This window comes from Bordetella tumulicola (assembly GCF_054779135.1).
Window position 1 is genome coordinate 139,684 of record NZ_BAAGYU010000014.1, and the last position, 6,453, is coordinate 146,136.

The following is a 6,453-nucleotide window of genomic DNA, read 5'->3' on the forward strand; positions in this document are numbered from 1 at the left end:
AGTAGGCGCGAACATTGCGATACTATGGCCAAATTATTACAGGTATGTGACCAATGCCTTTTTTGCCAGGACTTTCGCAACGGTTCTGAGCCCCGATCGGCTACCATTGCGTCATACACCGGGCCCTCACTATGCAACAAAACCCTGATTCTTCTTCTGATTCGGCCAGCACCCATTTCGGCTTTCAATCGGTTCCCGAAAGCGAAAAAGCGCGCAAGGTCGCCGAAGTCTTCCATTCCGTGGCCTCGCGCTATGACGTCATGAACGATCTGATGTCGGGCGGCCTGCATCGCATCTGGAAGGCTTTTACCATTGGCCGTGCGGCCATTCGCCCCGGCATGAAAGTGCTGGATATCGCGGGTGGCACTGGTGATCTGGCCCGCGCCTTTGCACGTCGCGCCGGTCCGACGGGCGAGGTCTGGCTGACTGATATCAACGACTCGATGTTGCGGGTCGGGCGCGATCGTCTGACCGATGCGGGCCTGTTGTTGCCCACGGCGGTGTGCGACGCTGAAAAATTACCGTTTCCTTCCGGTTATTTTGACCGGGTGAGCGTGGCGTTTGGTCTACGCAACATGACGCACAAAGACCAGGCGTTGGCGGAAATGACGCGGGTGCTCAAGCCAGGTGGCAAATTGCTGGTGCTCGAGTTCTCACGCGTGGCGCGCCCACTGGCGCCGGTGTACGACTGGTATTCCTTTAATGTGCTGCCCTGGCTGGGCAAAAAAGTCGCCAGCGACGAAGCCAGTTACCGTTACCTGGCCGAATCCATCCGCATGCATCCCGACCAGGACACCCTGGCCGACATGATGCGCAAGGCGGGCCTCGAGCGGGTGCAGTACTTCAATCTGACGGCCGGCGTGGCGGCACTGCACGAAGGTGTGCGTCTGGCTTGAACGTCGGCAGGGCGCGCCTTGGTACCATTGCCGGCCTGCCCCGCACAATGAAGGCCCCGATGGGGATTGCTCGCCTCACGAGGCATCGGCCTGATCCCCCAGGGCGTCGCGCGAGGAACTTGCCGTTCCCGGGCTTGTCTATTATTCTTTGGGTATTCAGCTTTCCGTAAGAAAGCTTTTAACAAAAAGCCAGCAACCTAGCGGGGGGCTGGTAGCGGCGTCTTCCAGGGCACCGCCATATGTCAGGAGTCACACGATATGTCCCGATCCGGAATTACCCGGTTTTTCGCTGCAGCGCTGATCGCCGTCGCGGGTACCGCGATGCTTGCGGTGTCGTTTGACGCCGAGGCGCGTCGCATGGGCGGCGGCAGCAGCTTTGGCCGTCAATCCACCAACATCACGCAGCAGCGCCAGGCCACGACGCCGTCGACCACGTCGACCACGACCAACCGCAGTGCCGCACCGACGGCTGCCGCGGCGGGTACAGCGGCGGCGGGCACCGCGGCCAAGAGCGGCATGTCCCGCTGGCTGGGTCCGATCGCCGGTATCGCAGCGGGTCTGGGTATTGCCGCTCTGCTGTCTCACCTGGGCTTGTCGGGCGCGTTTGCCGAGTTCCTGTCCAGCATGCTGCTGATCGGGCTGGTTGTCTTCGCCATCTTGTTTATCGTCCGCCGCCTGCGCGGTGCGGGCGCGCGTCCGGCCATGCAAGGCGCTTTTGGCGGCAACAATGCCGCCCGCCAGGACCATGCCGGCCAGAGCCAGCAACCCATGTGGCGCGAATCGCAGTCGCAGTCGCCGGCAGCCGTGCCCGCCGCCGCGGTGGCACCTTCGGCCCCGGCCTCGGCATCGGCTGAATCGCCTGCCGCGGGCGATAACGATAACTGGTATATCCCAGGTGATTTCGATACCACCGCGTTCCTGAAAAACGCCAAGGCCCAGTTTGTGGCTATCCAGGGCATCTGGGATAGTGGCGAGACGGATCGTCTGCGCGAATACCTGACCGACGATCTGATCGCCGAGCTCAAGCAGCAATTGACCGAGCGTGGCGCGGCGCCGAACAAAACCGAGGTCGTTTTGCTCAACGCCGAAATGCTGGGCATCGAGACGGTGTCCGACGGTCACCTGGCCAGCGTGCGCTTTTCCGGCATGCTGCGTGAGGCCCCGGGTACTGAAGCCTTCCGCTTCGAAGAAGTCTGGAACCTCTACAAGCCTCAGCAAGGCGGGTGGCTGTTGGCCGGTATTCAGCAGATTCCTGTCGAATACGCCAGCTGATCACGGTGGGCCATGGGATCTGAAGCACGGATCCCGTCGGATTCCCCCCAATCCAAAGAGGGCGTCGTCAGTGAGGCGCCCTTTTTTTGCCGCCGGGCCGCCCCAAGGCAAAACCCCCCTTGGGGGGCAGCAAGCCAAAGGCGCAGCGTTGGGGGCCTTTTTTTGCCGCCGGGCCGCCCCAAGGCAAAACCCCCCTTGGGGGGCAGCAAGCCAAAGGCGCAGCATGCGGGGCTTTTCATTTCTGCGGGCCGACACGGCGCGTTTTCAGGGGCTCATGCCCTGAACCGGTAAACTCCGGATATCTTCGTTTTTTTGACGGGGGCTGCTAGTGCAGGCTCGTCTCGCATCAATGCTGCCTTTTTCCTTACTGCCCACGCCGTCGCGGTTGGCTGTCCGTGCGCTCAACGCCTTGCTGTCGCGTGAGGACTGGGCGCGCGAACGCTTGGCGCGTCATGCGGGTAAAACCGTACGTTTTGCCGTGGGCGGTTTCGTGACGGGCCTGGCGATCAATAGCGAGGGCTACGCCGATCAGGCCGACGCCGCCGTGGTGCCGGATGTGACCCTGACCGTGGACCCCGCCAAGTTCAACCCGCTGGGCCTGCTGCCCGGCCAGACGCGGCCGGATATGGCCGAGGCGACCCATATCGAGGGCGATGCCGCCCTGGCGCGTGTCGTGTCCGATCTGGCAGAAAACCTGCGCTGGGATCCGGAGGACGACCTGTCTCGGTTCGTGGGCGATATTCCCGCCGCGCGCCTGATGGCCGGGGCCCGGGCTGCCAGCCAGGGCGCGCGCACCGCTGCATCCAATCTGACCCGAAATGTGTCAGAGTACCTGGCCGAAGAGCGGGGTGTGCTCGTCGGCGCGCCCTTGTTGGCCCAATGGCGTCAGGATCTGGCTGACATGACCCAACGTCGCGACGAGATCGCCCGCGGGGCAGCGGCACTGGAAGCACGTTTGGCCCGTCTGGCCGCAAAGCGAGGCGTCTGATCCATGCCCAGCATCTTTCGCGTGCTTCGTATCCTGTGCGTGGCGTTTCGTTTCGGTCTCGATGACTTGGTGTTGTCCAGTCTGAATCACCCGTTGGCGAGCGCGTTGCGGTGGTTGCTGAGATTGGGGGGGCAGCCCAAAGCGCCGCGCGGCTTGCGTTTGCGACGCGCCCTCGAGTCCCTGGGTCCGATTTTTGTGAAGTTCGGCCAGGTGCTATCGACGCGCCGCGACCTGATTCCAGCCGATATTGCTGACGAGCTCGCGCATTTGCAGGACCGCGTCGCACCATTTCCGTCGGCGCAGGCGGCGGCGTGCATTGAGACCGCGCTTGGGGCGCCGCCCTCGCAGTTGTTCGCACAGTTCGATGTCGATCCGGTGGCCTCTGCGTCGATTGCCCAAGTCCACTTCGCCGTGCTGCACGACGGCCGCGAGGTCGCCGTGAAAGTCCTGCGTCCCGGAATGCGCAAAGCGATCGAGCGCGATTTGTCCTTGCTGCATATTGTGGCGCGCATTGTCGAGCGCGCCGGCGCCGATGGCCGCCGCCTCAAGCCACGCGAAGTCGTGGCGGAGTTTGACAATTACCTGCACGATGAGCTCGATCTCGTGCGCGAGGCTTCTAATTGCAGCCAGTTGCGCCGCAATTTCGATGCGCAATCCGGGCGCGGTGATTTGCTGATCGTCCCCGAGGTGATCTGGGAGTTCACGACCGCGACGGTGTTCACCATGCAGCGGATGTATGGCATACCGGTGGGACAGATCGATCGTTTGCGTGCGGCTGGCATCGACATCGCCAAGCTGGCGCGCAGTGGTGTGGATATTTTCTTTACCCAGGTGTTTTCCGACGGTTTTTTCCATGCCGACATGCACCCGGGTAACATCTACGTCTCTGATCAGCCCGAATCTCTGGGACGCTATATCGCCCTGGATTTCGGTATCGTCGGATCGCTGTCGGAGTTTGACAAGAACTACCTCGCGCAGAACTTTCTGGCATTTTTTCACCGCGATTATCGTCGCGTGGCACAATTGCACATTGAGTCTGGCTGGGTGCCTGCCGACACACGCGAAGAGGAGCTCGAAGGCGCCGTGCGTGCCGTCTGCGAGCCGTACTTCGACCGGCCGTTGTCTGAGATCTCGCTGGGGCAAGTCCTGCTCCGCTTATTTCAGACGTCTCGACGCTTTAATGTCGAAATTCAGCCACAATTGGTGTTGTTGCAAAAAACCTTGCTGAATGTCGAAGGGCTCGGTCGTCAACTGGATCCGAACCTCGATCTCTGGAAGACTGCCAAGCCCTACCTGGAAAACTGGATGCGACGACGCATGGGCCTGCAAGGTCTGCGCCAGTCGCTGGAAAAAGAAGCTACGCAATGGTCGCAGACGCTGCCATCCTTGCCGCGCTTGATGTACGAGAGACTGAATCGCCCGGATACGGCGCCACAGTTACTAGAAGAAATGACCCGCCTGCGTTATGCGCAAGAGCAGGGTAATCGCCTACTCATTGCCTTGACGGCAGTGCTGGCGGTCGCAGTGGGGGTTGCCTTGTGGGCGCTGACTCGCTGATTAGCCGTACTTGGATGTCATGAATCTGTCATATTTCTGTCATGATAGATTCGCATCCAAAGGCGATAAATACACTTGCGTCATGAAATGCGAGTGTTCGCTCCGTGATTGCACGGGACTACTGAACTGCTAGCGTCCCACGCGGGATCAATAAGGGCCAAATCATGCTTTATCCTGAACTTTTCAAGACCATGGAAGCCGTGCGCTGGAACATGGCGAGCGATATTCCCTGGGATCAGTTCGACCGCAGCAAGCTGTCGGACGAACAAGCCTATACCATCAAAATGAACGCCATCACGGAATGGGCGGCGTTACCTGCAACGGAAATGTTTTTGCGCGATAACCGCGGCGACAGCGATTTTTGCGCGTTTATGTCGGTCTGGTTTTTCGAAGAGCAAAAGCATTCGCTGGTGTTGATGGAGTATCTGCGCCGTTTCTACCCGGAGCTGGTACCCACCGAGGAAGAACTGCACAAGATCCGTTTCGAGTTTGATCCGGCACCGGAGCTCGATACGCTGATGTTGCACTTCTGCGGCGAAATTCGCCTGAATCACTGGTATCGGCGTGCCGCGGAATGGCACACTGAACCCGTCATCAGGGAAATCTACCGCACCATTTCGCGCGACGAGGCCCGCCATGCTGGTGCCTATTTGCAATACATGCGTCGTGCCCTGCACGACCGTGGCGAGCAAACCAGCGCGCAGGCACGTTTGGCGTTTTCGAAGATCGGTGTGCTGATGGCCTCGGCCGGCCGCACGTCGCAGGCTATGCACCCAACCAATTTGCACGTGAACAAGGGCCTGTTTCCCAATGACACGATCCAGTCGCGTCTGCCGGAGCCAGGCTGGCTGGAAAACTGGCTGGATACGCAGATCCGTTTCGATGGCGTCTGGGAGGACAAAGTCGCCTCGCGCATCCTCCACATCCTGTCCAAGCTGATGGACCGCACTTTCGATTCGGTGAAAGACCTGAGCCGCTACCGCAAAGAGGTCTCCAACATGATCTCGGCCAATGCAAAATCAGACCTGATCCTGCCCGTTGGCGCCTGATCACAAGGGCCGAGCACCATCGGGCCTCTCTCGTCGTCCCTGAGGCGGCAGCGTACAATCTTCGTATGTCTGCCGCCCGTTTCGAATCCAAAGTCCTGTCCCGCGAGGCCTGCGCCGCCGCACTCGCATTGGGCAAGTTACCCCGGCCGTTGGTCTTTACCAATGGTGTCTTCGACATCCTGCATCGAGGCCACGCCACGTACCTGGACCAGGCCGCCCAACTAGGCGCCACGCTGATCGTAGCGATCAACACCGACGATTCCGTACGTCGCCTGGGCAAAGGCAGCGATCGCCCCCTGAACCGCCAAGAAGACCGCGCCGCCCTGCTAGCCGCCCTGGCGTGCGTAAGCATCGTCACCACCTTTGACGAAGACACACCTGTCGAAATCATCGGCGAGCTGCGCCCCGATCTCATCGTCAAGGGCGGTGACTACGATATGGAAAAGCTCCCCGAAACTGCCCTGGTCAAAACCTGGGGCGGCAGGGCATTGGCGATTCCATTCGAGTTCGAACGTTCCACTACGTCGCTCGTGAAGAAAATTCGCGGGGATTGAGGGCTAGCTGTTCGGTGGCGGGTGGTTGAGTTCTTGAGGCGCCGTTGCAGGGCGAGCGTCGCGGGTCGGTCCCGCCCAGCCTGATCGAAATGGCTCGGGCGCGCCAGGAGGCGCCCTCGGTCCCCTGCGGGGACTGC

6 protein-coding genes are annotated in these 6,453 nt (G+C 60.9%); all 6 read left to right on the top strand.

Going from position 1 to position 6,453, the window contains the following annotated elements; genetic code table 11:
* The first annotated feature begins 131 nt into the window (after positions 1-131).
* Positions 132-896 (top strand): bifunctional demethylmenaquinone methyltransferase/2-methoxy-6-polyprenyl-1,4-benzoquinol methylase UbiE, encoded by a 765-nt coding sequence (ubiE, locus tag ACYVDM_RS25785; RefSeq protein WP_415793454.1) that lies wholly within the window; start codon positions 132-134, stop codon positions 894-896.
* Between the two features lie 258 nt (positions 897-1,154).
* A complete protein-coding gene (locus tag ACYVDM_RS25790; protein ID WP_415793455.1) occupies positions 1,155-2,168 on the top strand; it encodes a Tim44 domain-containing protein in 1,014 nt (337 codons plus the stop codon).
* Positions 2,169-2,517: 349 nt separating this feature from the next.
* Positions 2,518-3,156, top strand: a complete 639-nt coding sequence (locus tag ACYVDM_RS25795; protein ID WP_415793456.1) for a ubiquinone biosynthesis accessory factor UbiJ — start codon at positions 2,518-2,520, stop codon at positions 3,154-3,156.
* Positions 3,157-3,159: 3 nt separating this feature from the next.
* Positions 3,160-4,713, top strand: a complete 1,554-nt coding sequence (gene ubiB / locus ACYVDM_RS25800) for a ubiquinone biosynthesis regulatory protein kinase UbiB (RefSeq protein ID WP_415793457.1) — start codon at positions 3,160-3,162, stop codon at positions 4,711-4,713.
* Between the two features lie 164 nt (positions 4,714-4,877).
* On the top strand, positions 4,878-5,762 hold the full coding sequence (locus tag ACYVDM_RS25805; protein ID WP_415793458.1) for a ferritin-like domain-containing protein: 885 nt from the start codon (positions 4,878-4,880) through the stop codon (positions 5,760-5,762).
* 65 nt (positions 5,763-5,827) lie between these two features.
* Positions 5,828-6,316 (top strand): D-glycero-beta-D-manno-heptose 1-phosphate adenylyltransferase, encoded by a 489-nt coding sequence (gene rfaE2, locus ACYVDM_RS25810; RefSeq protein ID WP_415793459.1) that lies wholly within the window; start codon positions 5,828-5,830, stop codon positions 6,314-6,316.
* The last annotated feature ends 137 nt before the right edge of the window (positions 6,317-6,453 follow it).

What these genes read in the sequence shown, in the direction of transcription:
- rfaE2 (WP_415793459.1), top strand. Translation starts at nt 5,828, where the DNA reads ATGTCTGCCGCCCGTTTCGAATCCAAAGTCCTGTCCCGCGAGGCCTGC.
- ubiE (WP_415793454.1), top strand. Translation starts at nt 132, where the DNA reads ATGCAACAAAACCCTGATTCTTCTTCTGATTCGGCCAGCACCCATTTC.
- ACYVDM_RS25795 (WP_415793456.1), top strand. Translation starts at nt 2,518, where the DNA reads ATGCTGCCTTTTTCCTTACTGCCCACGCCGTCGCGGTTGGCTGTCCGT.
- ACYVDM_RS25790 (WP_415793455.1), top strand. Translation starts at nt 1,155, where the DNA reads ATGTCCCGATCCGGAATTACCCGGTTTTTCGCTGCAGCGCTGATCGCC.
- ACYVDM_RS25805 (WP_415793458.1), top strand. Translation starts at nt 4,878, where the DNA reads ATGCTTTATCCTGAACTTTTCAAGACCATGGAAGCCGTGCGCTGGAAC.
- ubiB (WP_415793457.1), top strand. Translation starts at nt 3,160, where the DNA reads ATGCCCAGCATCTTTCGCGTGCTTCGTATCCTGTGCGTGGCGTTTCGT.